Origin of the sequence: Butyricicoccus sp. Marseille-Q5471, assembly GCF_951230135.1 — a bacterium.
GTDB lineage: Bacteria > Bacillota > Clostridia > Oscillospirales > Butyricicoccaceae > Agathobaculum.
This window is the reverse complement of the sequence record NZ_CATNVC010000001.1, coordinates 347,097-370,607: the sequence shown is the minus strand read 5'-3', so window position 1 is coordinate 370,607 and position 23,511 is coordinate 347,097. Positions and strand designations below refer to the sequence as shown.

General features: G+C 52.5%; 23 protein-coding genes and 1 pseudogene. 18 read left to right on the top strand and 6 right to left on the bottom strand.

Translation table 11 applies throughout. The features are described 5' to 3' along the window. Nucleotides 1-236: 236 nt before the first annotated feature. From QOX26_RS01965 to QOX26_RS01940, 6 genes are all read left to right on the top strand, one after another. Nucleotides 237-683: a hypothetical protein gene (locus QOX26_RS01965; protein WP_283673200.1), complete on the top strand. Its 447-nt coding sequence runs from the start codon at nucleotides 237-239 to the stop codon at nucleotides 681-683. After that, a complete protein-coding gene (locus QOX26_RS01960) occupies nucleotides 646-1,308 on the top strand; it encodes an S-layer homology domain-containing protein (protein WP_283673199.1) in 663 nt (220 codons plus the stop codon). The genes QOX26_RS01965 and QOX26_RS01960 overlap by 38 nt, the downstream gene beginning before the upstream one ends. After that, a complete protein-coding gene (locus QOX26_RS01955; RefSeq protein ID WP_283673198.1) occupies nucleotides 1,305-1,535 on the top strand; it encodes a hypothetical protein in 231 nt (76 codons plus the stop codon). The genes QOX26_RS01960 and QOX26_RS01955 overlap by 4 nt, the downstream gene beginning before the upstream one ends. 112 nt (nucleotides 1,536-1,647) lie before the next feature. Further along, a complete protein-coding gene (locus tag QOX26_RS01950; RefSeq protein ID WP_283673197.1) occupies nucleotides 1,648-1,941 on the top strand; it encodes a cysteine-rich small domain-containing protein in 294 nt (97 codons plus the stop codon). 306 nt (nucleotides 1,942-2,247) lie between these two features. Beyond that, on the top strand, nucleotides 2,248-2,427 hold the full coding sequence (locus tag QOX26_RS01945) for a DUF4430 domain-containing protein (RefSeq protein WP_331488461.1): 180 nt from the start codon (nucleotides 2,248-2,250) through the stop codon (nucleotides 2,425-2,427). Between the two features lies 1 nt (nucleotide 2,428). Beyond that, a complete protein-coding gene (locus QOX26_RS01940) occupies nucleotides 2,429-3,103 on the top strand; it encodes a diphthine--ammonia ligase (protein WP_283673196.1) in 675 nt (224 codons plus the stop codon). 696 nt (nucleotides 3,104-3,799) lie between these two features. On the opposite strand, the pseudogene QOX26_RS01935 reads toward QOX26_RS01940, so the two are convergent. The 3 genes and pseudogenes from QOX26_RS01935 to QOX26_RS01925 all read right to left on the bottom strand — a co-directional run bounded on the left by QOX26_RS01935 (nucleotide 3,800) and on the right by QOX26_RS01925 (nucleotide 6,218). Then, nucleotides 3,800-4,711 (bottom strand): annotated as a pseudogene (locus QOX26_RS01935) (transposase). Between the two features lie 642 nt (nucleotides 4,712-5,353). After that, on the bottom strand, nucleotides 5,354-5,965 hold the full coding sequence (locus tag QOX26_RS01930; protein ID WP_283673195.1) for an IS110 family transposase: 612 nt from the start codon (nucleotides 5,963-5,965) through the stop codon (nucleotides 5,354-5,356). Continuing rightward, a complete protein-coding gene (locus QOX26_RS01925) occupies nucleotides 5,937-6,218 on the bottom strand; it encodes an IS110 family transposase (protein ID WP_283673194.1) in 282 nt (93 codons plus the stop codon). The genes QOX26_RS01930 and QOX26_RS01925 overlap by 29 nt, the downstream gene beginning before the upstream one ends. A 332-nt stretch (nucleotides 6,219-6,550) precedes the next feature. Here QOX26_RS01925 and QOX26_RS01920 point away from each other — a divergent pair, with 332 nt between their 5' ends. From QOX26_RS01920 to QOX26_RS01890, 7 genes are all read left to right on the top strand, one after another. Beyond that, entirely contained in the window at nucleotides 6,551-8,284 is a 1,734-nt protein-coding gene (locus tag QOX26_RS01920; RefSeq protein ID WP_283673193.1) for a sigma-54 interaction domain-containing protein, read from the top strand. Continuing rightward, nucleotides 8,244-8,630: a hypothetical protein gene (locus QOX26_RS01915; protein WP_283673192.1), complete on the top strand. Its 387-nt coding sequence runs from the start codon at nucleotides 8,244-8,246 to the stop codon at nucleotides 8,628-8,630. Before QOX26_RS01920 ends, QOX26_RS01915 begins: the two co-directional genes overlap by 41 nt. Nucleotides 8,631-8,692: 62 nt before the next feature. Further along, entirely contained in the window at nucleotides 8,693-10,318 is a 1,626-nt protein-coding gene (locus tag QOX26_RS01910; RefSeq protein WP_283673191.1) for a BCCT family transporter, read from the top strand. A 35-nt stretch (nucleotides 10,319-10,353) separates the two neighbouring features. After that, nucleotides 10,354-11,283, top strand: a complete 930-nt coding sequence (locus tag QOX26_RS01905) for a sugar phosphate isomerase/epimerase family protein (protein WP_283673190.1) — start codon at nucleotides 10,354-10,356, stop codon at nucleotides 11,281-11,283. A gap of 37 nt (nucleotides 11,284-11,320) precedes the next feature. Then, nucleotides 11,321-12,730, top strand: a complete 1,410-nt coding sequence (locus tag QOX26_RS01900; RefSeq protein WP_283673189.1) for a trimethylamine methyltransferase family protein — start codon at nucleotides 11,321-11,323, stop codon at nucleotides 12,728-12,730. Nucleotides 12,731-13,879: 1,149 nt separating this feature from the next. Beyond that, nucleotides 13,880-14,200, top strand: coding sequence for an ROK family protein (locus QOX26_RS01895; RefSeq protein ID WP_283673188.1), 321 nt, complete (start codon nucleotides 13,880-13,882; stop codon nucleotides 14,198-14,200). Nucleotides 14,201-15,083: 883 nt separating this feature from the next. Continuing rightward, nucleotides 15,084-15,251 carry a hypothetical protein gene (locus QOX26_RS01890; RefSeq protein WP_283673187.1) on the top strand — a complete coding sequence of 56 codons (168 nt, stop codon included), beginning with the start codon at nucleotides 15,084-15,086 and terminating at the stop codon, nucleotides 15,249-15,251. Here the strand turns inward: QOX26_RS01890 and QOX26_RS01885 are convergent. From QOX26_RS01885 to QOX26_RS01875, 3 genes are all read right to left on the bottom strand, one after another. Next, complete coding sequence (locus tag QOX26_RS01885) at nucleotides 15,210-15,383, bottom strand: hypothetical protein (RefSeq protein ID WP_283673186.1); 174 nt, start codon at nucleotides 15,381-15,383, stop codon at nucleotides 15,210-15,212. The two genes, QOX26_RS01890 and QOX26_RS01885, sit on opposite strands and share 42 nt — an antisense overlap. 152 nt (nucleotides 15,384-15,535) lie before the next feature. Further along, the gene (locus QOX26_RS01880; RefSeq protein ID WP_283673185.1) at nucleotides 15,536-16,474 is read right to left on the bottom strand and encodes a sugar phosphate isomerase/epimerase family protein; all 939 of its coding nucleotides are present in this window, start codon (nucleotides 16,472-16,474) and stop codon (nucleotides 15,536-15,538) included. Nucleotides 16,475-16,539: 65 nt separating this feature from the next. Further along, entirely contained in the window at nucleotides 16,540-17,718 is a 1,179-nt protein-coding gene (locus tag QOX26_RS01875; protein WP_283673310.1) for a Gfo/Idh/MocA family protein, read from the bottom strand. A gap of 238 nt (nucleotides 17,719-17,956) precedes the next feature. On the opposite strand from QOX26_RS01875, the gene QOX26_RS01870 reads away from it, so the two are divergent. The 5 genes from QOX26_RS01870 (at nucleotide 17,957) to dusB (ending at nucleotide 23,500) form a co-directional block, all read left to right on the top strand. After that, on the top strand, nucleotides 17,957-18,817 hold the full coding sequence (locus QOX26_RS01870) for a helix-turn-helix domain-containing protein (RefSeq protein WP_283673184.1): 861 nt from the start codon (nucleotides 17,957-17,959) through the stop codon (nucleotides 18,815-18,817). A gap of 298 nt (nucleotides 18,818-19,115) precedes the next feature. Beyond that, nucleotides 19,116-21,473, top strand: a complete 2,358-nt coding sequence (locus QOX26_RS01865) for a SpoIIE family protein phosphatase (RefSeq protein ID WP_283673183.1) — start codon at nucleotides 19,116-19,118, stop codon at nucleotides 21,471-21,473. A gap of 42 nt (nucleotides 21,474-21,515) precedes the next feature. Next, on the top strand, nucleotides 21,516-21,785 hold the full coding sequence (locus QOX26_RS01860; RefSeq protein WP_283673182.1) for a translation initiation factor 2: 270 nt from the start codon (nucleotides 21,516-21,518) through the stop codon (nucleotides 21,783-21,785). A 128-nt stretch (nucleotides 21,786-21,913) separates the two neighbouring features. Continuing rightward, nucleotides 21,914-22,420, top strand: a complete 507-nt coding sequence (locus QOX26_RS01855) for a DedA family protein (protein ID WP_283673181.1) — start codon at nucleotides 21,914-21,916, stop codon at nucleotides 22,418-22,420. A 108-nt stretch (nucleotides 22,421-22,528) separates the two neighbouring features. After that, entirely contained in the window at nucleotides 22,529-23,500 is a 972-nt protein-coding gene (gene dusB, locus QOX26_RS01850) for a tRNA dihydrouridine synthase DusB (protein ID WP_283673180.1), read from the top strand. Nucleotides 23,501-23,511 lie beyond the last annotated feature (11 nt).

Genomic DNA, 23,511 nt, shown 5'->3' with positions numbered 1-23,511 from the left:
AGCAATAAATCATGGGTTGCAAAGTATGTAGATGAATATAGATATGCATGGCATTGGATGACAATCACCAAGTACTTTCAGGACACATCCGACAATCGATATATTGCTGTTTCCACTTGAGGGAAGCGTGAAAGTGTAGACTTAACTCTATTTTACTATGCTTTAGGGGCAGCCTTTGATGATGGCTTCATATATTTTCAGTCTGCCGCCAGTACCTAAAGTGAGGAGGTGCCAAGATGAGAAAAAGAACACGCTTTGCTATCGGAGCTGCTGTTTTATTATGCGCGGTTCTTGCGTATATTTATCTCCCGACACTTCACGTGGTAACTCGTGAAGAGATATACGGAAGCAGTGTGCCCGACCGGATTACATTGGATGATAACGGTTATGAATACATTATATTTGATGATTCGGATGATATTGTCGGCATACAGGAGATCGTTGGAAGCTATACGTATATCCCGCGTGAGCGAATCAATACGCCCAAGAATTATCAGTTATACGGTGCGCATGAACTGAGATTGTACTTTGGTTCTGCATGGGAATATGAGATGAGCATTTCCCGATACGACAATGGATACGCAATCATTAATAATCGACTATGCCGCGTCAAAGAAGGAATTGGCGGGTTAGAGTCCGCGCTGTATGATATGGGAAACGGCAAGGAAAAAATCAAATGGTAAGTGCCTTCTCTCTCGATACTGCCATGACCCGCGCCATGCTGGTAACGGCGCTCTACCGGATGGAGGGCAGCCCCACAGTTACCGGCACGAGCAGCTTCACAGACGTGCAAGCGGAACAGTATTACATGAATGCGGTTATCTGAGCAAACGCCAACGGCATCGCGAAGGGTACTGGTGCACAATCTTTGCCCCCAACGCTTCCATCACCCGCGAGCAGCTTGCGGCGATTCTGTACCGCTACGCGCAGTATAAGAAGTACGACACCACGCAGGGCGGTATGGCTATCCGGGAGTTCGCGGATTACGAGGCCATTTCCGCCTACGCGCTGCCCGCCATGGACTGGTGCGTCAACGCGGGACTGCTCAATGGCTCGGATAACACGCTGATGCCGCAGGGCCCTGCGACTTGCGCGCAGGTGGCGAACAATACTCATGCGCTACATGGAAAACGGCAAGAAGTAAAGAGAATTGCAAGACGGTGCGATTCCGTCGCGGGCTTCCCCCTGCCGTATAGCCGGCAAACAAAGAAGCAAGCGATTCCCGACTGGGGAAGTCTTGAAACACAGCAAAAGGGCTTCTTCCGAGATGGAGGAAGCCCTTTTTGTAATCGGGAGGCGAAAATGTGACACAAGAAGAAATCTGGGTGCATAGGGAACACCTGGCCGCCTGCGCAAAATTGCTGAAAGCACTCCCTCGCGACGGGAACACATTTGACTACTGTACGCCGGAGCTGTGGAAAATCTACGACGGCACAAATCCTCATGGCGAAGTCGTCTATCAGAGTTTCTCAAACAGCGAGCTTCTTGCATTTCTGACTGCTGCCGTCGCAGAGCTTGGCTGCGCGCCTAAGTAGAATGAAATTTACTGTGTCTACCGCCAGTATATCCGTTTGCGCTTTGGCAACTGGCCGCGCGCGCTGGAAGCGGCCGGACTGAGGATACCAAAACGATTGAGGGGAATAACGCATGAATAAGGAAAACTCTTACGCTTACTTTTGCAATAGAGATTGCAAATATTACCCCTGTCACGCCGGAGTAAATCCGGACAGCTTCAACTGCCTGTTCTGCTACTGTCCACTATATATGCTGGACGATGCTTGCGGCGGCAATTTCAGCTATACCGAGAAGGGCGTCAAAGATTGCAGCGCATGCCTCATTCCGCATAGTGTGGGTGGTTATGACTACGTTACAGAGCGTTTTCGGAGGATAGCAAATCAAATGGCAGAGAACCGCCGTAAAAATCTAGAGGGAGCACCGTGAAACATACGAGAAGCGCAAAGTCATGACTTTGCTGCCGGTACTCATACTGGCGCTGAGCCTGATTATATCGGCGATGAACTGCAGGATTATATTGCAAAATCAGCGGAGTATATGCTGAAAACCGTGCAGAACCCGCAGGGGGCTATCGGCTCGCTTGATTCCGCAAAGGCGGAGTTGATGCCGGAGGGCGGCTGGGTTTTACAACCCACACCGTCACCTGTTTTGAGGGAAAGAGCGTTTTTCGTGTGCTCCGGCGCACCTGTAAGCATCAAAACACAACCATGTATCACTTGCTTACATTGAAATATCAACAGCCTGTATGAATTTGACTGCGGCAAGCGTAGCGGCTGGATGTACAAGGTAAACGAGTGGATTCCAGACTATGGCTGCTCTCGCTGTCAGCTCAAGGACGGTGATATGACCTGCAGGGTCTGCACCTATAATCTTGGCGCTAACGCGGGCGGCTTCTACTCTACAGGAGGCTAATATGAAATTTGTCATGTCATACAGCGGAGGTAAAGACAGTATATTGGCCCTCCATCACATGGTGGCAGGAGGACATGAGCCACTGGCGCTTTTGGTGGCATTCCGTGAGGAGGCAGGCAGATCTTGGGTTCATGGGATGGACCCGGCTATGCTTACGGCGGTTTCCTATGCGCTGGGCATTCCACTCATGCGCTGCAATGTGGCGGGAGCGACCTATGGCGAGGATATGGAAGCTCATCTGCGCAAGGCGAAAGCGATGGGCGCGGAGGCTTGCGTCTTTGGAGATATTGATATAGAAGATCACCGCCGCTGGGATGAGGCACGATGTTCCGCGGTAGGCATGAAGGCTGTACTGCCGCTCTGGAAGCGTGACCGGGAAGAAAATGTGCAGGAGGTGATTGACCTTGGCTACCGCTGCCTTGTCAAGTGTATTCAAACCTCTGCACTGCCGAATTCATTTCTGGGGCAACCCTTGACTTGCGCCCTGCTGGAGAAAATGCGCCCTTTTGGCGTGGACTTGTGCGGTGAAAACGGAGAGTACCATACATTGGTTGTGGATGGGCCGCTCTTCCGTCATCCGGTGGAGGTGGAAAACAAGGGACTTGTTCCCTTGGGCCATCATACCGCCGTGAATCTTACTGTTCGGAATGATGGCGTATCCGGCGATTGGAAGTGATGCTTTATGCAAAGCTGAGATACATTCCCTTCTATTCCGTCACCGATTTTCTGTAGTTCACTCTAATGTTGGTGCTTAGTATGACGCTGCGCTGTGTCCCCGGGTTCAACGTGCAGATTAAGGTGGTTTCTAACGCCCGGCGCTGCGTGGGACGGGACGTATCCAACGGCAGCATCCTCCGGTGGCACAAATGGGATTACAATTCGGGCCATCAAGGTGACGTGGACACTAGAAAACGCCACCGGGCTAGCGGATTCCATGAAGAGCCGGGCCCGTCAGGATGCCCGCCTTTTCCATCTGGCGCTTTGACGGCCGGTACAGGCCGCGCTCCTCTGACATGTGTTCTGCAGTGTGAACTTCCGCTAATACCCAACCATGAAGGGCGTGGCCATGAACGCATTTCCTATCAGCTTCCCAGTGCCTGACGCCTGATTTTTGAATCTGCGCGAGGATTGTGTCTGGACACGCCTCGGGAAAGAGAGCGCAATATGAAAGCGTTTGAATATTCGTAAAAGAAATAGAGGCCAGCGTACCCGTCGCTGAGTATCTGCGCGGCTATGTGGACATGCCAAAATTTCTCGTATTCTGCAAGGCGTGCCCCAATTATGGGCATATCTGGTCTTGCCTGCCCTTTGATTTTGACCACATGGAGATGTGGATAGTGTCAACCTAAGTTCGCAATTTTGGACTCCTGACCTATGAATTAAGCCGCAGCAAGCAACGGTGTCTGAATGGACTTGGGTTGATGTACGATCTGGAGACAGACCAATCCTCCGCATATTCCATGAGATATGTGGTCACCAGCCTGATATAGGAATTTGTATTAGGGAAAATACCAATTACGCTTGTTCTGCGGGAATCTCCTTGTTGAGCCGTTCCAGCATATTGGTGGATGAGATTTTACGAGCATCTAGTTCCGGAAATCCATAGAACACCAGAGAATCCGCTAAGCCATTTTCAAGGGCTTCAATTGCTTTTGGGAATCGATTTTTATATCGCTCCACTAAATCCGCAGCCCGCTTCCTTGCCAGCTCGCAAGAGGGGGCAAGCCAAATTTTCTTAAGCTGGGCAGCAAAGGAAGACTTCTCCTTATGCGGTACATGAACCAGAATATTGCGCATGAAATGGACCTTGCACCGCTGCCATGAAGCCCTGGGAAACTCTCCCGAATAGCGGAAATCAGCCCCTTTGTCATCTCACTGACCTGGCTTCGGGAGATACTTTCAATCCCCAAGCTTTTCGCCAGCTTTTCCATCTTTCTCGTAGAAACGCCCTGAACAAAAGCCTCTTGGATCACTTGGATCAGTGCTGTCTCACTGCGTTTGCGTTCCGTTACAAAGAATGGGATGTAGCCTTGTCCACGCAGCTTGGGCACCATGAGATACATCGTGCCCATCCGGGTATCCAGCCGGCGTGGGCGATAGCCACACCGGTAATCCTTGCGAGTAGAAGCGTGCATATATTCTTGTCCGCTCCGGCCAGCGATGAAACCTCCGCCTCCATGAGTTGGGCACAAAGCCACTCTAGCATGCTCAGCATGGGTCCGGGTGTGCTCATACATTGTAGCAGCAATTCTGTCAGCCCTGTGTTATTCTGTTGATTAGCCATTGGGTTTCTCTCCTTTTTTGAGTGTCTAGACACCATTCATTGTAAAGGAGTTCCAATGGCTTTTTCATGCCTTTTGAAATTGTCCCCTTTATTGTACTCTATCTCCCTGAGCCCTGAAGCTTTATTAACTTTTCGTTACCCACACATTTTACCGAAGAGACTTTTCTTGCTTGGACTATAGTAAAAAGCGGCCTTGATATGGGATGAAAATTCATCTATAATGAATACAATCCATAATTGTATCGTATGACTGTGCGCGGTAGTTTTAGTATGTATCGTTTACGATGTATCCCATAAAAATGTTTGAGCGGCAATGGAGTTTTCTCTCTTGTACCTGCTTAAAGAGTCTGCAAACAAAAAACAAGCCCCTAAAAAACAGGCTCTCACAAATTTGTGAGAGTAAAAAAGGTACGACAAAATAGACCGGGACAGAAGGTGGGTTCCCGGCCGGAGGTTACAGGATAGGTTGTCAGATCATGCTTGGGGGCGGCGTTTTCTTGCGCGGCAAAGCACTCCTTTACACGGGCATTGTAGATTCGTAAAAATTTGTTCTGTGCCGCTGTCATATACACGAAGTAGGGTTAGCCATCGGAGCGTTTTTTGTCCATGAGTGGGTACGCAGGCTCATCGGCAGGAGATTTTTCAGATAGATGCAGACCACCCCTGATACAGTGTTTTCCGCAGATGCGGAGAGCCACGCTTTGTTGTGGGGTTGCAATGCGTCTGGTGCTTGCCGGACTGGTTCACCGCCGGATCAACGCCTGCAAAAGCTATCAAGGAGCTGCGACGCGGATAACGGCGCACATCACCAATCTCCGCCAAGAGTTGCGCCGCCGTGATTTCACCGACGCCATACATGGCAAGCACCGTGTGATACTTAGGAAGCAACTTTGCTAGACGGAGCATTCCCGTCCGCATGGCAACCAGTGTTGCTTTAGCGGTCATGAGCTGCTGTGTGGCGGTTGTAAGCAAGAGTTTGGTGTTGGAATTTTTTCGAAAGGTTGCGAAGTGACCGCAGCTAGCGGCATACAGGTCAAGCGCCTTTGTCTCTCGAAAATGATAACTCTTGCGCTTGCACCACTTCTGGTAGCGTTCCACAAATGCTTTTGCACTGATACAATTGATACAGTCACAGTGCCAAAAAGTCATGACAAAGTCTACCCATTTCTGGTGGCCGTCGGCATGTTCCTCCGTAGGAGTATATTCCCGCAGGTCGCTCCAGTTGTCAAGCCCATACTTGGCAATTTGCAGCATCTGTATTTACCTTGCGAATGGAATCAGCACCGCTCTGCTTGATGTACAGCGGATTCAAAACGATGACATGGGCTCCGTATTCGTGCAAGGCTGCCGCAACCGGCTCGTGGCAGCGTCCTGTCGCTTCCATGACGACCCGCGCATCTTCGTCAAGCGCGAGAATGACATACGCCATCTGCTCCAGCCCGACTGTGGTATGCAGGCAGGTCTTGGGGAGCAACGCAGCTTCATCCATTGATCGCAGCGCCGCCATTTTGCTGTTTCCCTAGGAGACATCGATTCCGGCAGAGTTTATAATAGTCCTCCCTTGATTGAATATGGCACCCCGCTTTTACTCATTGCTTGTTCAATCTCCTCGGTAACACGAACGCGCCGGAATCACGGCGGTACAATCTATGTAAATCGAATGCTGTGAATGAGAGAGGCGTCTGACGGACTCCATAACGGGCGTGTTAGCCCTTGGAAACTAGCGTCAGGCCATTTATTCTCTCATTCTAACAGCTGCAGCTTTGAGATGAAAAAGGACATGGCTGGCTGCCGTACCTTAAACCGCAACTATATTGTAGGAGGAAAGGCAAGGAAATCATGATGGATTATCAGCAGGCTCTGACGCTTCTGTCCGACTGTGGGATCGGTGCGGTTCTAATCGAAAGTGATAGCGAAATTCGGTATTTCAACTCGGCAGCCGATTATTTGCTGCATGGCAAAGGCGAGCTGGAAGGTCTCAGGCTTAAAAATATCGCGCCGAATATCTGCGGCGAGTGTGTCGCAACAGCCTATTCTGAAATTGCATTCGGAGAGTATCTGCAGCGCTGCCCCACGCCGGTGCTGCCCGATCTCCCGGTGGGTACAAGGTTGGTTGTGTTTCGTGATGCGACCAATGATGCCTGCCATGATATGCTGATGAACGTAATCAATCAGATCAGCGATGCTGTTGTACTGTGCGACGCAGCCGGCCGGATTTGGCTGCTTAATGATGCTGCAGTGAAGCTCGATTCACTTGTTACGAAGGATATTCGGGGCAAAAGTGTGACCGAGGTGTATTCCATGCTCGACGGCAGCGAAATGGCACTTCCCCGTGTCATACGGGACAGGAAACCTCTGCTCAACCTGCGTCAGCATTACGGTACGATTGACGGCAAGCATATTGATATCGTTTCGAACAACTATCCAATTATGCAAAACGGTCAAATTCTGGGCGCATTCAATCTGATGAACGACCTCGGCACCATTGAAAATCTGCACCAGAAAATCATCGAGCTGCAGGAAAAACTGTTGGAGCGAGAAACCGTAAAACCGGTACACCATGAAAAGAAAAGCGCACTTTCTGCACCGTATCATTTCAATGATATCATCTGTCGCAGTCCTACCATGCGCAGCACGGTGGCGAAATGCATGCAAGTCGCCAAGACCGACGCCTCCGTTATGATCTACGGCGAAACAGGCACTGGCAAGGAGCTTTTCGCACAAAGCATTCATAATGCCAGCCGTCGTGCAAACGGCCCCTTTCTGGCGATTAACTGCGCCGCTATTCCGGAAAATCTGCTCGAAAGTCTGCTGTTCGGCACAGAAAAGGGGGCTTATACCGGTGCGGAGCGTCGCTCCGGCTTGTTTGAGCAGGCAAACGGCGGCACCCTGCTGCTGGACGAAATCAACTCGATGAACATGGGTTTGCAGTCCAAGCTGCTGCGTGTTTTGCAGGATGGCATCGTCCGCCGGGTTGGCGGGTCGGCAGAGCTTCGCGTGGACGTTCGGATTTTGTCCAACACCAATATTCCGCCCATGCAGGCAATTGCAGAAAAGCGGCTGCGGCGCGATGTGTTTTATCGCCTGGGTGTGGTCAATATCACCATTCCGCCGCTGCGGGAACGTCGAGAGGATATTTCTCTGTTGGCGAAGCATTTTATCATGCGGTATAATCAAAAATTAGAGCGCGGTGTGTATGATATCGACAAGGACACCCTGGAACAGTTTTATTCCTACAACTGGCCCGGCAATGTACGCGAACTGCAGCATGCAATCGAACATTCCATGATTATTCTGCCGGATACGGTTTCCACCATCTCCCCGGATTATCTGCCCGAGTATATCTGTGCAGACACCAGCGTTGCCGACGCTCTTACGATTTCGGAGAGTTTCCCCTCGCTGCAGGATGCGGTGAAGGAATATGAATGCCGCATCATTCGCCGCACGCTGCGGGAACATGACGGAAATATCACAGAAGCTGCGCGCAGCTTAGGACTCAGCCGCCAAAATTTGCAATACTACATCAAGCGGCATGACATTGATCTTTCCGCACCGGGTAATTCCCTTGCCTAACCTTTACCGCAAAAATATTTTGCCTTTAACGATTTTAAACGCAAAATATTTTTGCGCAAATGATCCATTTTTTAAAACGAAAAAGCAGCTGCTCCTCTATCGGAATAGCTGCTTTTTCTTTTTGATTGCATCTACTCAAGTAATGCGTTTTTCATCTATACACTTTCCCCAGAATGTCCAACTCGTTTTTGTATCAGGTGCCAATTTTCGCTTTGTTTCCTTTGCTATTTGTTATTTTCACCGAACTGGCACGCCGTTTGCTTTGTATATTAGCAAACGCGTTTGCAATGTACAAAAAGCAAAGGGGGACATATATGAAAAAGTGGATGAACGAACAGCGCAGTAACGCAAAACCCAAACGAGCAGCAACCCAAAGCTTCCAAAAAATGCGGAGAAGGAGACATCACAATGGATGATAAGCGGAATACCCCCAAGCAATCTATTTGGAAACAGATAGATTTGCAGGTTCTCATCCCGGGCGCAATCTGCCTGCTACTGTTGGTCGTTGTAGGTGCATTCATCCCAAATCAGTTCGATCAAGCACTAAACAGTGCACTCACTTGGATTATGGCGCATTTCAAATGGGTCTATGTACTCTGTGTTCTACTGGTGACAGCGCTGTGCCTTTTTATCGTATTCAGCAAATTTGGCAACATCAAGCTGGGCGGCAAGAATGCAAAGCCCAGTATTAAGACCGGCACATGGTTCACGCTGACCCTCACCGGCACAATCGCGGTTGGCATCTGCTTTTACGGCGTATCCGGTCCTGTCAACCTGTTCATGAATCCGCCGGCCTTTCTGGGCGTGGAGGGAGGCACGCGCGAAGCAATCATTCCCACACTGGAGTACTGCTTCCAGCACTACGGCTTGCCACCGTTTTTCCTCATCTGCTGCGTAGCACTGATGATTGCGCTTGTGTACTATAACGGCAACCAGACACTCAAGGCCAGTTCCACGCTCTATCCGCTGCTGGGTGATAAGTGCCACGGCGGCATTGGCAAGATCATCAATGTGTTCGTTATCATTTGCATGATTAATTGCGGTACCAACATGGGTCTTGCGGTCATTCAACTCAATTCCGGCATTGCCACTGTATCCGGCATGAGCGAAACACCGCATTTTGAACCGTATATCGTGATTTTCTATACCGTTGCAACCGTGCTTTTTGCTTGCTCGGGTGTACATAAGCTAATGGGCAAGCTGAGCAATGTCAACGCAATCTGCTATTTTGCGATTATGGCGTTTGTCCTTCTGTTCGGACCGATTGGCGCCAATCGCATCCTGACGCTGGGATTTGAATCGCTTGGCCGTTTCGTTTCGGATTTCGTTCCGATGATTTCCTTTGGCGACACCATTTATCAGACCGGCTGGCAAAACAACAATACGATGTTCTACTACTCCTGGAATCTGGTTCCGGGCTTGCTGCAGGCGTTGTTTTATGTGTCCATCGCCTATGGCCGCACACTGCGCCAGTTCGTTTTGGTCAACTGTGTGCTGCCGGCCGTGGTCACCGGCGGTTGGTATGTTTTGTTTGGCGGCACCGCTATGCTTCAGATTTTGGAGGGAAGCAATCTCTACGCACTGATGCAGCAGTTCGGCGACGGCATTGCAACCTTTGCCTTCCTTGACGCACTGCCCGGCGGTGCCTTCCTGCGTTGGTTCTTCATCGTACTTGCGATGATCACGTTTATCACCTTCGCGGACTCAATCGCCTATTCGCTGCCAATGCTCTTTATGAAAAAGACAGAGCTTGACGCATCCAAGACCCGCGTTCCCAAGGCATTCAACGCCGCAGTCGGCATTTTTATGGGCGTGCTGACCTTTATCCTGCTCTATGTCGGCGGTTATAATGCGCTTAACTCCGTCATCGTTGTATGCGGATTCCCCGCGGCGATTATTACCATATTTGTTGTTATATCTGCAATGAAAATGCTGTTCAACCGCGAGAAATACGATAAGACCTATCAGGAGGAACTGCGGGAAGCGGCAGAAACCGCTACGGCTGCAACACAGCCAGCAGACCAAAACGTATAGAATTTGCGTTATCCAATGATTAGAGGAGAATTATCATGAAACATACAATCGAACGACCGCTGAGACTGGGCATGCATACTTACACACTTCACTTTTTCGGTCTTGGAGAAAGCTGGGGGTTTGGCAAGGACTATTTCTTCGAGCAGACGATGGATATTTTTCAGGTAATGGATTTCGCTGTTGAGCAGGAGCTGGACGGCCTGCAGATTACCAAGGTGGATTTGGGCACCACCCATCCCAGTGCGGAGCTTCTGGAAAAGGTGCGGAAATACGCCGCAGAGCGCAATCTGTTTTTAGAATTCAACTCGTCCTTTGATGCAGGAAGCGATTCGCGCGTCAACTGCACCGTGCCTGAAGCGCTGCAGATTGGTCATGCACTGGGGGCGGAACTCGTCAAATTCAGCCTGGATATCAAGCGTCCGGCCAAGCTTTACGGTTCGTGTATGCATCCCGAGGTCATGCGCCAGATGGCGGAAAAATACGAGTTGTTTCGCGCTGCCATTCCGATGATCGAGGAATTTGGCATGCAGATTGCCATCGAAAACCACACCGATACATTCGCTGATGAAATTCTGTGGCTGGTTGACAAGCTGTGTCATCCGCTCATTGGTACCTGCGTGGACACCATGAATCCGCTGCAGGTAATCGAGAATCCGCATGATGCAATGGAAAAGATGCTGCCCCGCGCCTTTTGCTGCCACTTCAGTGATGATATCATCGTGGTCGATCCGCTAGGTGTGCATGACATCGGTGCGCCGCACGGACAAGGCTCGATGGACTGCCCGTTAATGGTTCGTCAAATCCGCGAAAAATCCCCGATGGATCGCATCATATTGGAAAATGAGATCGCCTTTAAAAGCATGGATGAGCCAATTGAGGAGGCACGTACCCGCGAGCTTGACGCCTGTCTCCAGAGCATCCGTTATCTGCGTGATGAGCTCAAGCTCGGCATCAGAAATCGCTGATTGGGCAACGCAAACCAAAGCTTAGGAGGAAGTTACTATGTCCAAAGAGCAGCTGATTCACGACGCAGCAATGAAAATTCTTCACGAGGTCGGAATCAAGTTTCATAACAAGGAAGCGCGTGGCATTTTAATCGCCCATGGGATTCGCGTTGAAGATGATATCGCATTTTTTACCGAAGACCAGGTGATGCACTGGGTCAAGATGGCGCCTTCTTCATTTACCCTTTATGCACGTAACCCAAAGCATAACATGCAGATTGGCGGGGATTGCGTGCATCCTTCCCCCACCTACGGCTGCGCCTTTATTGCCGAGCGTGATGGCACGCAGCGCCCCGGTACGATGGAGGACTATGTAAAGGCTTTAAAGCTCGTTGACGCAAGCGAAGTATATGATATCAACGGCGGTATTTTGGTGCAGCCGAGCGACATTCCGGAGGATACCGCACCGCTTAGCATGCTTTATGCTACATTAACCCATTCCGATAAGGCGATTTTGCTGTCCACCGGCAAAAAGGAAACCGTGGAAGCAATGATGGAGGTTGGCTGCGCACTGTTTGGCGGTCCGGAGGGTATGGCGAACAATCCCCACATGATTGCACTGATTAACACCAATTCGCCGCTCTCGCTCGACGACAAAATGCTTGACAATCTAATAACACTTGCAAGATATGGTCAGCCGGTCATCCTTTGTCCCGCCGCCATGCTCGGCGCAACCGGTCCCTTGCCGATGGCAGGCACACTTGCCAGCGGCACAGCAGAAAATCTTGCCGGCATCGCGCTCGCACAGATGATTCGTCCCGGCACCCCGGTTTTGTTTGGCACTCAATCCACCGCCGCCGATATGCGCGAAGTGCTTTTTGCCTGCAGTGCGCCCGAGGGCACCATCATGCAGGGCTTTGGCGCGGCGATGGGACGCTTCTACGGACTCCCTTCCCGCGGCGGCGGAAGCCAAACCGATGCGCCTGTCGTCAATGCGCAGGCAGGCTATGAATCTATGCTTACCTTCTATTCTGCATACCGCCACGGCATCAATCTGGTGATGGAAGCCGGCGGCGTTGTCGCCAGTGTGAACGCGACTTCTTTTGATAAAATGATTTGTGACTTTGAAATCATTCGGCAGGTGAAGTTCTCCTTCACGCCGTTTGAGGTAAATGCAGAAACCCTCGATATGGAGGAAATTCAGGAAGTCGGTCACAGCGGCAGTTTTCTCACCACGGACTATACGCTTGATCACTTTATGGATTTGTATCTGCCGCGCATTGGCTCACGCAACGCAAAGAGCGCGTCTTATTTTGAGGACAGCATCGATGCAGAGTCGGTGCGCCTAATAAAAAAGTACGACGACAATAAACCGCAGTTGCAGCCGGAAGCATTCGAAAAGGTGAATGCGATCCTGGTCAAGGCAGGTCTGAAGCTTGAGCTGCTCGAGAAAATCGCGGCCTTATAGTTTTTGCCCAGCAGCCGACTTTTCGCAAGGCGGCTAAAGCTTATGCTACTGTGCAGCACAGCCCGGTCTGCACAAACGTACGTCCGCAGGGCGCGTCTTCACACTCCGAATAGAATACATATCCGTCGGTATGCGCGCTGCAGCTGCGCATGCCGGCAATTTAAAAGTGAATCAGCACTGCACTTGCGCCGCGCCCTGCGAGTCGCTCAATCAAAAAAAACAAGCGCCGCACGCTTCAGAAGTCTGTTCCACAATCCATCATATAAATCCAGACATTTTTCCTCCATCATCTGGGAGGGTTTTTCACATCGATTGGGCGGTAGTTCTTCGCCCTGCAAATGCCGAGACACCATTCGTTGCAATCAGCATGTAAGCATCCGCAGCATATCATCACGGAACTGATCTGTTAAGCAACGTGCCATTGGCGCATGCAGTACAACTGCATTCTCACCAGACAACGGCTTCGGCTTTACAGGCAATCGGATGTTGACCACGTTCGAGGCATCAAGAGTGCTTTCCCAAATCATCAGCGGCAGTGTTTTAACTGATTATCAAGGGCACTGACGAAGGCCGGTGACATCTCCGGTACATTCCTGAGCAGTTCTGCCAATCGTTGCTCATCATACTCGGTGTTACATTGAAATAATGGAATATCAGCCGCTTGCTTCTGCGATGTCCTAGTGATCTGTCATTCATCAATCACTTGATCCCTTCAGCCTTCGCTCGGTTATGTTGCTTGATCAATTCTCTGACGAATCTCATTAGCACTAAGCGGACATCCTGGTAATGCGGCCGCACGTCCGATCTGTTCGAGCGGTACCGCATATAAGGTACACGTACCCCACCGATTCAGCACCAGAACCCTATAAAAAATACTCACGCTCCCGGGCATCTGCATATGAATGATTCCATTCAATCTGCAAAATCAGCAGCCTTAGTGGAGTGCCTAATGGGAGTCACCTCGCTACAAGTCCGTATCGACCTATGCGTTGGTGCAACAGGTTACAGGGATTACCGTGGGACAGAAGGTTACTGATGCAATGCTATTAGGCGTTAGTGGAATAGGCGAAATCCCCAACTTCCTAAACTTATTCAACAAGCGTATAAAGTCTTTTTCCTTCAATTTTATTCTTTTACGGGCGGCTGCGAGTGATTCGGAAGCAATATTATCCGGATACCGATATTCGGAATTTATTTGCCTTCCATCAGTGCGAAAAACCGCTGTTAGAGTTTGTTGATGCTTGTGCGCATATTTATGCGGTCATGGCCACCATTTTCAATCCCAATGCCCTAATTATTGGCGGCGGAGTAATGGAGATGCAGGATTTTCCGCGTGCAGCATTCGAAAGGGCGGTACATGGGAAAGCAGGAAGAGACGTGATGTCCTACGGCTTTGACTTTGTTTATTCCAAGGAATCGATGGAAAAAGGCATCGTTGGCGCAGCGATTTTTGCCCGAGGGTGCATGTGAAGATAGTACGATTCCTACAGAGTATTAGGCTCGGATAAGTTCTAAATGGGTGGACGATGAAGCACTATAAGGTATTCTTCATCCTGTCAAAAAACAAGTATTGAAAAAGGGCGTTCCCGTTCATGGGAACACCCTTGTTTTTTTGGAACCTAAGCATCCAATAAGCACCTGACAGGTTTCGTGTATTTTTCATATTGAAAAGGTAGTACATGGTGGCCGCCTGTCCAAACTGCGCGATACGTTGTCCCGCTTTCTACGTCAGAACAGCGGGGTCGTATTGCTTTTCGATTTGAGTGAGTGTCAAGGGTTGTAAGTTGTTCGTATGTGCGATATATGGAATTTACAAAAGAAAGTGGCTGAGTGGTGCAATTAGATGCAGTCGGCTGTGCGCGCTCTGTTTACGGTGGCAGAGCATCAGGGTATATGGATCTGGTCCACAGAGCTTCCTCCTATATCATATACACGAGGATAAACGGATGGTGGGGCATCCTTCGATGAAAATTCTCAATAAAGGTCGTATAAACGCATTTCTATAGAACTTATCAAAGCGATGCAAGCGGCAGGTATTCAAGAATTGGTGTTTATCAACGGCCAGAATGAATTGGTGGTGACTCTTTACAATCGGCTGGGGCACAACGGCGGATATTAGTGGAAGTGACCATGTTGCAGAATCGCATAGCCGCAGCGGTTCGAGCCTGTTAACTTTCGCCAACGAAAACGGCATCCACGAAAGTGGATGCCGTTTTTATTTTGCACTCGCAGACAAAAAAGTGTTTGAAGAATTATAGGCAATACAAAATTTGAGTGTGGTTCGGTGGACCGAAAGGAATGTGTCTCTATCATAGCGCACGAGCACCTGTGCGTGTCGAGGGAAAGGAAGTAAATGGCTATATTATCGATTGGCACATCAGTCCGCAAGCTCGCCGTCTTCCGGCATGCAGGTGTTATCCGTGCAGCGTTTTATGGCTTGCCGCTGTTCGCGCTAAAGCAGGTCGTGCCCGATGTCATCCTAATAAAGCTGATGGCGGCGGCTGAGATGCCCTGTCCGTGAGGTCGTAGTCGGCTGAATTGCGCCTGCCGTACGCAGACCGGTGCGCCGCTGCCGGCATTCAATGGTGTTGGCAATCATGGAGCAAATCATGCCGAGGCCGCTCAGCGACACAGCCAGAATGATCAGCAGCATCCGCGTGCAAAAGGACTGCTCGATTCATATTCATTAGCTTGCTTACCGGTCGATTTTGCCTTTGAGGGAGAAAAACGTAGCAATATGCGCTCTTGTTATCCTGCGTTCGTCCTGCACAGCGGATGAAGAGTGAGGAGAATAGAGGTATGCTGTTATAGGCTGATGGTTTGCCGGAGTGCGTCGATTGAGGTGAGCACACCTGCGTCGACCGACATGGTCAGGTCTTCCATTTCGAGGGAAACGTCGCCGTCGTAGCCCATCATGTGCACAACAGAGAAGAACTCCTTCCACCACTGCAAATCCTTGCCGCAGCCGACGGCTACATAGTTCCAGACGCGTTCGGCAGATTCCGTTACGGGACGCGGCTCCAAAAGACCGTTTGTGTCGGCAAGACCGCGCTCGATGCGCGCATCCTTGCCGTGCACATGGAAAATGCAGCCCTTCAGTGCACGGGCGGCTGCGATCGGATCGGCGCCCAGCACCATCATGTGGGACGGGTCAAGGTTGATGCCGAGCATCGGATCGGTCGCCTCGCGCAGCTTGAGCAATGTCTCGGCCGACCAGACCATCGTGCCCGGGAATTCCTCAATCGCAATCTGCTCCACACCGCACTTTTTGCAGTGCGCAATGAATTCGTTCCAAAACGTGATTGTCACGTTCCACTGGTACTCGTAGGCCGGAGCCATAAAATCCGGCCACGACACGGTCGAAGTAATCCAGTTGGGCGTGGTGTCGTTCTCACTGCCTGCGGGCAGACCTGCCATTGCGACCAGCTTCTTGACGCCCAGCTTGCCCGCGAGCTCGGCGCAGGCGTACATGGACTTTTTGTATTCCTCGCCGGTTGCGCTCGGCCAGAGCGGGTTGCAAGAGGTATTGAGTGCGGAAATGCGCATGCCGCGCTGCGTAAGCTCATGCAAAAAGGCGTTGCGCTTGCCTTCGTCGGCCAGCAGCTCAGCGGTGTTGCAGTGTCGGCGCGCGCCCCAGCCGCCCGCGGTCATCTCGACCGCATCGATGCCGAGCGATTTTACCTTGTCCAGCATGTCTGTATAGGACAGGTCAGCGAACACATCGGTGCAAATAGCAAGTTTCATATTGATTCCTCCTGTATGGTGAGAAGTGCGCCACGCGGTGAGCGGGCGGCACAAATGGACTTGTTTTACTCGAAGTCGACCCAGACGCCGCCCTTGTCGGCGGATTCGACGCATTTGGTCACCCAGCGGATGCCCTTGATGCCGTGCTCCAAATCGGGATAAACCAGATTGCGCCGCGTTTGCTCGTCGCCGCGGTTTTTCGCGTCCATCGCGACTGCGAAGCGGTTGTAAAGGTTCGACCAGGAGTCAATCAGGCCGGTGTAGTGCAGCGCCCCGAGCCGCTCGTACTCCAGTGCGTCATCGGACAGGTAGTCCATCGCGCGCACCAAGGTCTGCGCGGGCTTGCCCTGCACCTCATAGTGCAGCTCATCCGGATGCATATCGTTCCACTCGAGCGAAGCCTTGGTGCCGACGATGCGGATGTGCTGGCTCGACATGTCGCCTGCGTTGACAGCCGATGCCCACATACGGCCGACTGCGCCGCTTTCATAGCGCATCAGCACATAGGCGTTGTCCTCAAGCGGTGCGCGGGAGCGGATGAAGCTCTGGCGGTCGCACAGCACCTGCTTGAGCTTCAGCTGCGGGCAAACCAGCTCAGATATATAAAAGGTATGGGTGGACAGGTCGCCCAGCACGAAGGACGGGCCGGATTTCTTGGGATCGACGCGCCACTTCTGTCCCTCGGCCTGCGTGTCGCCGGTCGGGTCGCAGCCGAAGCCGTGCGCATAGCGCAGGTCGACCATGGTGACCTCGCCGATGTCGCCCGAGAGAATCATGTGGCGCATCTGGGTCAGCAAATCAAAGCCGGAGAAACCGTAAGTAACGCAGACAATCTTGCCGGTCTTTTCGGAGATTCGCTTGATTTCCTCGCCTTGCTCAATCTCAAAAAAGAGCGGCTTTTCACAGATCACATGCAGTCCGGCTTCAAGAGCGGCCTTGCAAACCTCGAAATGCTGGAAATTCGGCGTTGCGATATCGACCGCTTCGATGCCGTCCTCGCGCTTTGCTTCCGCTTCAAACATGGCTTTGTAGTCGGGGTAGAGGCGATCTTCGTCCATGCACAGGTTCTTGCCGAAGTCTACGCAGCGCTGAAAGTCCAGATCGAAGGCTGCCGCCTTCAAAACAAAGGACGTGTTATCGCGCATCGCGCCCAAACGGTGCTTGTAACCTACGCCGCTTGTGCGGCCGCCGCCGACAATACCCCAGCGGAAGGGACGTTCGATTTTCTTTTCGCCAATCAACATGTTGTTCACACTCTTTCTTCAATGCACTTATTATGTTTTAATTGCAGGAGCTGTTTCACAAATCCTGTAATACACAGAAAAGAACAAATAGATGGAAATTATTTTGTAATTCTTCACCATTTCCTTTTCTGTGGCTTTATTATAGGATAATGATAGAAAGCGGTAAATAGGGCGTCTTGCTATATTATTCATCGATATTGCTTTTATATGTTGGATTTGAAAAAGGAGAGAAGAATCTATGAAAAGTGTCGACCCCGGCATCTTACCGCAGTCTACCTGCTTTTCTTTTACGCCGCCGGATGCCGCAAAGGAGCTATTTTTTTATCCTACCTGGTGTGGGCATTATTACTGTAACCGAAACTATTTCATGCGGCGCAAATCCTATCCCCCGCTGCTTGTGGTATTTGTCCGCAGCGGGATTTTTCATATCGAGTACCGCGGAGAACAGCGGCAGGCTCACCGCGGCGATGTCGTCCTGCTCGACTGCGTTGAGCCACACTTTTATCAGGCCGAGGACGGCCTTGAGTTTGTGTACATGCATTTTGACGGTGCAAATGCCCACGAAATTTGCAGGTACATTACGAAGATGCAAGGCTGGCTCATTGGGCGTGACACCAATATGCTGATTGGTAAGCTGCTTTATGATATGGTCGATTTCTATGAACGCGGTAATCTTGAAACGCCGTTTGAAAGCTCGATGCGCATTTACCGCCTGTTTGACCTGCTGCTCACTCCCACGACACAGGAGCGCGCAGCGAGCAGCCCGATTGATGATGCGATTCAATACATCCGTTCCAACATGGGCAAAGCAATCACATTGGAAGAATTGGCCGGCGTAACGAATCTGAGTCCGTCGTATTTTTCGCACTGCTTCAAGCGGCAAACGGGATTTTCCCCGGTGGAATACGTAATCAACACGCGCGTGGAGCGGACGAAGATTCTGCTTGCGCGCACCACAAAGACAGTTTCCGAAATTGCCTACGAGGTTGGATATGCATCTGGCGGCAGCCTGATCAATCTGTTCGTCAAGCGTGTCGGTATTTCACCCAAGCAGTATCGGAAGGAGCATCAAAGCCCGGTCGATGCGCAAGCTATCTAACATTTTTAGTATGATTCGGCAAGCAGACGCTTCCTCAAACGGCTTTGCAATGTTCCGCGTGGTCGCTTACCCCTTGTTTCTGATTTCTATTATAATGTAAACCCCGCCAAGCTGTACGCAGACGGTGAGCCGAAGGACACCGTTGCAACCTTAAGCCGGCGGGGCGCCGGTGCATTCTATGCCGGTTGCTAAAAAAATATGTCCCGAATCGGCAAATTGCCATTTCCCTTTCTATTTTCCGTCAACCCCCGCGCCTTTCGTGGGATATACTGGAAAAGCAAAGGGAGGCATAACAATCATGGAAAAGCAGAAAATCAAAAAAACAGCGCCGCAGGCGGTCGGCCGAGCCGCCGCAGCAGTCGCACAGGCGCTGACTAAGGAGCGATTGCAGATTGTCGTGCGCGGCGTGCAGCGGTTTGTGCTGTGTGCGGTGCTCGCACGCGGGACGGTGTTCGGCGGTTATGCTCCCTTCGGACTGGCCATGGCGGCCGCGCTTATGTCGAGGGGAGCGGGTCTTTCGGCAATTGGCGGTGTATTCTGTGGAGCGATGCTGCTGCAGGGCAGCGCACGCGGCGCAGTGTATGCGGCCGCGGCAGTGCTCGTGCTGTGCGTCATCAGTATCTTCGGCGGACTGAAGTGTGTGGAGAAATTCTGGTTCGCACCGACGGTTGCGACCCTTGCCGGCGCGGCGTGCACCTTTGTGTTCCTGCCGATGGGAGAGGCGCTCACCGTACCGACCGTGCTGACGTTCGTCGGTGCGCAGGCGTTGACCTTCGCGTCCTGTGTCGCCTATGGCATCGCACTTTCGCCGCCCCGTGAGGAAAGCGACTGGAAGCGGCCGGCGACACTGCTGGCGCTGACAGCGACCGTGCTACTCGCACTGGCCGATCTCGATGTGTTCACGCTCTTTACGCCCGCGCGTATCGCGGCACTGCTGCTGGTGCTTGCATCGGCTTACTTAGGAGGCGCGACGACAGGCGCGGCAGCCGGTGTCGCGTTTGGCGCGGCGATGGACATGGCGGCCGGACAGGGTGCGCTGTTTACTTGCTGCTACGGCCTGTGCGCACTGGTGGCGGGCCTGTTTCGCGATCAGGGTCGGCTGTGGTTTGCGCTGACCGCCGGTGCGGCCGGACTGTGCGCTTCGATGCTGGGCGCGGATAATGTGCTCTTTGTGCCCATGATTCTCGAGCTGATTGCGGCTGTCGGCATTTTTATCGCGCTGCCGCCGTTTGTCTGGAATGCACTCCGGCAGACACTGCTGCCCGAAACGCTGATGGGCGAAGCGGCGCACCAACGTGTGCGTGCGTCTGCGGGCAAGTGCGCCAGTGAGGCGGCACAGGCATTTTATGAACTCTATCTTGCGATGCTGACCGGAGCCACCACCGGAAAAGCCACGGGAGATGAAAATGTCAGCGCGGTTTTTGATCGCGCCAGCGACCGTGTGTGCAAAAAGTGTGTGCTGTGCTCGCAGTGCTGGCAGCGGGACTATGTGACAACGCTGTCGGCCTTTAACGATGTGACACAGCCTATGCTGGAGCGCGGCAGAGCCGAGCTTTCGGACTTTCCTTATCATTTTGCCTCGCGCTGCGTGCATCTGCCTGAGCTGATGCGCGCAATCAACAGCGCGTTGTATGCGCTGCGTGAGCGCCAGTCTCTTCGGCGACAGGAAGAGGAAAACAAGACCCTGCTTGCCCGCCAGTACGCAGGAATCACCGATATCCTTCGACAAATTGGAGCCGAGGCGACACAGGACTTCTCCGCCCAGCCCATGCGCGAAAAGCAGGTGCGACGGTATGCGGCTGCATTCGGTTGGATCGATAAGGTCAGCGTCTTCCGGGACGGCGGAGGACGGCTTGTAATTGAACTGTTCGGCGAGGGCATTGACGATATTTTGAAGCAGGGAAGCGGCTTCTCGGCCGGTTTGGGCGCACTGCTGGGTGTCGGATTGACTGCGCCGCAGAAAACGGATGACGACCTCGGCCTGCGGCTTGTGCTGCGTGAACGTGCGCCCTTCCGCGCGGTTGTGGGCGTGGCGCGGCAGCAGAAGGACGGTTCATCCGTCTCGGGCGACAGCGGCTGCTATTTTCTGACCGATACAGGGACGGCCTGTCTGCTGTTGTCCGACGGTATGGGCACGGGCGCTGCCGCAGCGCAGGACAGCCGCACCATTATCAGCTCCTTTGAGCGTTTTCTGCGCGCGGGCATCACGCTGATGGACGCGCTCAAGGCGGTCGCGCCTGCCTTTTCGCTGCGCGCGGGCGGCAAACGGTTTGTCACGCTCGACGCGCTGACCGTCGACCTGTTTTCAGGCAAGGCGGAAAGCCTGAAATGCGGCGCGGCGCCGACCTATCTGCGCATGGGCGGCACCTGGTCGCGCTTTGACTGCCGCACGCTGCCCATCGGTCTGAATGAGGAACCGACACAGGCGGATTCACTGCCGTTGCGCTTTGGACACGGCGATTTGTACATCATGCTGTCTGACGGTGTGTCCGACGGCAGTGACGATCAGTGGCTGCGTGAGCTGCTGCTCAAGCACGCGGGTGATAGTCCTAAGGAGCTGGCGGCCAAGCTGGTTACCGAGTCCAAGGGACGCGGTCATGACGACGACCGAACCGCTCTTGTTCTGCGCATTGAAAAACTGGAAGCTGCTGACTAAACTGTCTGCATTTCGGGCATACTCCCGTCAAAAGGGAGTGATTTGAAGATGGTAAAAGGCGTGACCCGCCGTGTGATTGTGGTGCAGCCGGATAACCGTGCGCTGTTTGAACAGGCGATTTTTCTGGTGCGCGATCATTCGATGCCGCAGAGAGAAGTCGTGCGCGAAGCCTGCCGCATCGCGGATCGATATCTGCTCGGCGCAGTGCGTCCGATCAAGCGCAGGTACGGTATTTGGCAGATGGCGGGAGCATTTCTGCTCGGCATTGGTTTGGCCAGCATTGCGTGGATAAGCGCAATCTGGATTTTGTAAATAAATTGTCAATTGCGGCCCGCGCCACTTGTTTCGGCGTGGGCCGCTTGTTATACTATTTAATAAAGGCAACACCGCACCATTGCGGTCTTGCAGTGGGGAAGACAATTAGGAAAAGAGGCACCTGCGTGACAGCCGACCAATTCTTTGCGCTATTTCATCAATATGGACTGCTTCTGATTTGCGCAGTCATCTTTTTCGAATATATGAATCTGCCCGGCTTTCCGGCGGGTATCATCATGCCGTGCATCGGCGTGCTGATTGCGCAGAGCGAGCTGTCGCTGCTGCTGACGCTCGTGCTTTCGATTGTGTTTGGTCTGCTCGGCAGTCTGGTGATTTACGGCCTGTGCTACATGGGCGGTGAACCGATTATGCACAAGCTGTTTGGCAGAAGCGAAAAGTTTATGTCATTCGTCGATCGATGTCATTATTACATCGGCCTGCAGCATGGACGGGGGCTTGCGCTTTGCCGCGTCATTCCGGTATTGCGGACGATTGTGTCCATTCCGGCGGGTCTGCTGCGCATGCCGGTGAAGTGGTTTATCGGCTGGTCAGCGCTCGGCATCGCGGTGTGGAATACCGCACTCATTTCTTTTGGCTATTTTTTTAGTGCGAAATTCCTCGCATTATTTTGAAAACCGTCGCATTTGCGGCGGTTTTTTTGTCATCGGATTTATATTTGCATTGGATAGTGAAGTGTGCTAAAATAAAATGCGTGAAATTATACAAGCGGGGAGGGCGCTATGCAAATCGGAACCGTTTCACTGCCCGGGCGGCTTGTGCTCGCGCCGATGGCCGGCGTGACCGACCTGGCCTTTCGGCAGATTTGCCGCGAGCACGGCGCGGCGCTGACCTATACGGAGATGGTCTCGACCCGCGCGCTCACCTATCAGGACAAGAAAACACCTCGTCTGCTTGAGCTTGCGCCGAATGAGCATCCCGCGGCGGCGCAGGTGTTCGGTCATGACCCGGAAAGCATGGCCGAAGGCGCAAAGATCGCCGCGGCAGTTTCGGGCTGTGAACTGATTGACATTAATATGGGCTGCCCCGCACCCAAGATTGTGAACAATGGGGACGGCTCGGCGCTCATGCGCGATCCCGATCTCGCCGCGCGTATTATCGAAGCGGTCAAGGCGGCGGTTGATGTTCCTGTGACCGTCAAATTCCGCAAGGGCTGGGATGAAAAGAGCATCAACTGTGTTGCGTTTGCAAGGATGGCGGAAGCGGCCGGAGCAGACGCAGTCACCGTGCACGGCCGCACGCGGGCGCAGCAGTACAGCGGCAAGGCGGACTGGGATGCTATCCGCGAAGTGCGGGAGGCGGTCTCGATTCCGGTTATCGCAAACGGCGATGTATTTGAACCGGAGGATGTGCCGCGCATTCTGGAGCATACCGGCGCGGATTTGGTCATGATCGGCCGCGGCAGCCTGGGCGATCCGTGGCTGTTTGAGCGGGCGAACGTACTGCTCGAAACCGGCATCGTGCCGCCGCTGCCGCCCTTTGCCGAGCGGATGGACACAGCGGTGCGGCAGATTGAGCTGGCTGCCGCGCAAAAGGGCGAGCATATTGCCATGCTTGAGGCCAGACGGCACGTTAACTGCTACTTAAAACGTACAAGCGGTTTGAAAAGCTTTAAACAGCGCATCTGTGCGTTGGAACGGCTGGAAGAACTGTATGTGCTGATTGACGAATTGAAGCGGGCGGTCGAGGACTGACCCGGGACACC

What these genes read in the sequence shown, in the direction of transcription:
- QOX26_RS01965 (WP_283673200.1), top strand. Translation starts at nt 237, where the DNA reads ATGAGAAAAAGAACACGCTTTGCTATCGGAGCTGCTGTTTTATTATGC.
- QOX26_RS01960 (WP_283673199.1), top strand. Translation starts at nt 646, where the DNA reads ATGATATGGGAAACGGCAAGGAAAAAATCAAATGGTAAGTGCCTTCTC.
- QOX26_RS01950 (WP_283673197.1), top strand. Translation starts at nt 1,648, where the DNA reads ATGAATAAGGAAAACTCTTACGCTTACTTTTGCAATAGAGATTGCAAA.
- QOX26_RS01940 (WP_283673196.1), top strand. Translation starts at nt 2,429, where the DNA reads ATGAAATTTGTCATGTCATACAGCGGAGGTAAAGACAGTATATTGGCC.
- QOX26_RS01930 (WP_283673195.1), bottom strand. Translation starts at nt 5,965, where the DNA reads ATGCTGCAAATTGCCAAGTATGGGCTTGACAACTGGAGCGACCTGCGG.
- QOX26_RS01925 (WP_283673194.1), bottom strand. Translation starts at nt 6,218, where the DNA reads ATGGCGGCGCTGCGATCAATGGATGAAGCTGCGTTGCTCCCCAAGACC.
- QOX26_RS01920 (WP_283673193.1), top strand. Translation starts at nt 6,551, where the DNA reads ATGATGGATTATCAGCAGGCTCTGACGCTTCTGTCCGACTGTGGGATC.
- QOX26_RS01915 (WP_283673192.1), top strand. Translation starts at nt 8,244, where the DNA reads ATGACATTGATCTTTCCGCACCGGGTAATTCCCTTGCCTAACCTTTAC.
- QOX26_RS01910 (WP_283673191.1), top strand. Translation starts at nt 8,693, where the DNA reads ATGGATGATAAGCGGAATACCCCCAAGCAATCTATTTGGAAACAGATA.
- QOX26_RS01905 (WP_283673190.1), top strand. Translation starts at nt 10,354, where the DNA reads ATGAAACATACAATCGAACGACCGCTGAGACTGGGCATGCATACTTAC.
- QOX26_RS01900 (WP_283673189.1), top strand. Translation starts at nt 11,321, where the DNA reads ATGTCCAAAGAGCAGCTGATTCACGACGCAGCAATGAAAATTCTTCAC.
- QOX26_RS01890 (WP_283673187.1), top strand. Translation starts at nt 15,084, where the DNA reads ATGGCTATATTATCGATTGGCACATCAGTCCGCAAGCTCGCCGTCTTC.
- QOX26_RS01885 (WP_283673186.1), bottom strand. Translation starts at nt 15,383, where the DNA reads ATGCTGCTGATCATTCTGGCTGTGTCGCTGAGCGGCCTCGGCATGATT.
- QOX26_RS01880 (WP_283673185.1), bottom strand. Translation starts at nt 16,474, where the DNA reads ATGAAACTTGCTATTTGCACCGATGTGTTCGCTGACCTGTCCTATACA.
- QOX26_RS01875 (WP_283673310.1), bottom strand. Translation starts at nt 17,718, where the DNA reads ATGTTGATTGGCGAAAAGAAAATCGAACGTCCCTTCCGCTGGGGTATT.
- QOX26_RS01870 (WP_283673184.1), top strand. Translation starts at nt 17,957, where the DNA reads ATGAAAAGTGTCGACCCCGGCATCTTACCGCAGTCTACCTGCTTTTCT.
- QOX26_RS01865 (WP_283673183.1), top strand. Translation starts at nt 19,116, where the DNA reads ATGGAAAAGCAGAAAATCAAAAAAACAGCGCCGCAGGCGGTCGGCCGA.
- dusB (WP_283673180.1), top strand. Translation starts at nt 22,529, where the DNA reads ATGCAAATCGGAACCGTTTCACTGCCCGGGCGGCTTGTGCTCGCGCCG.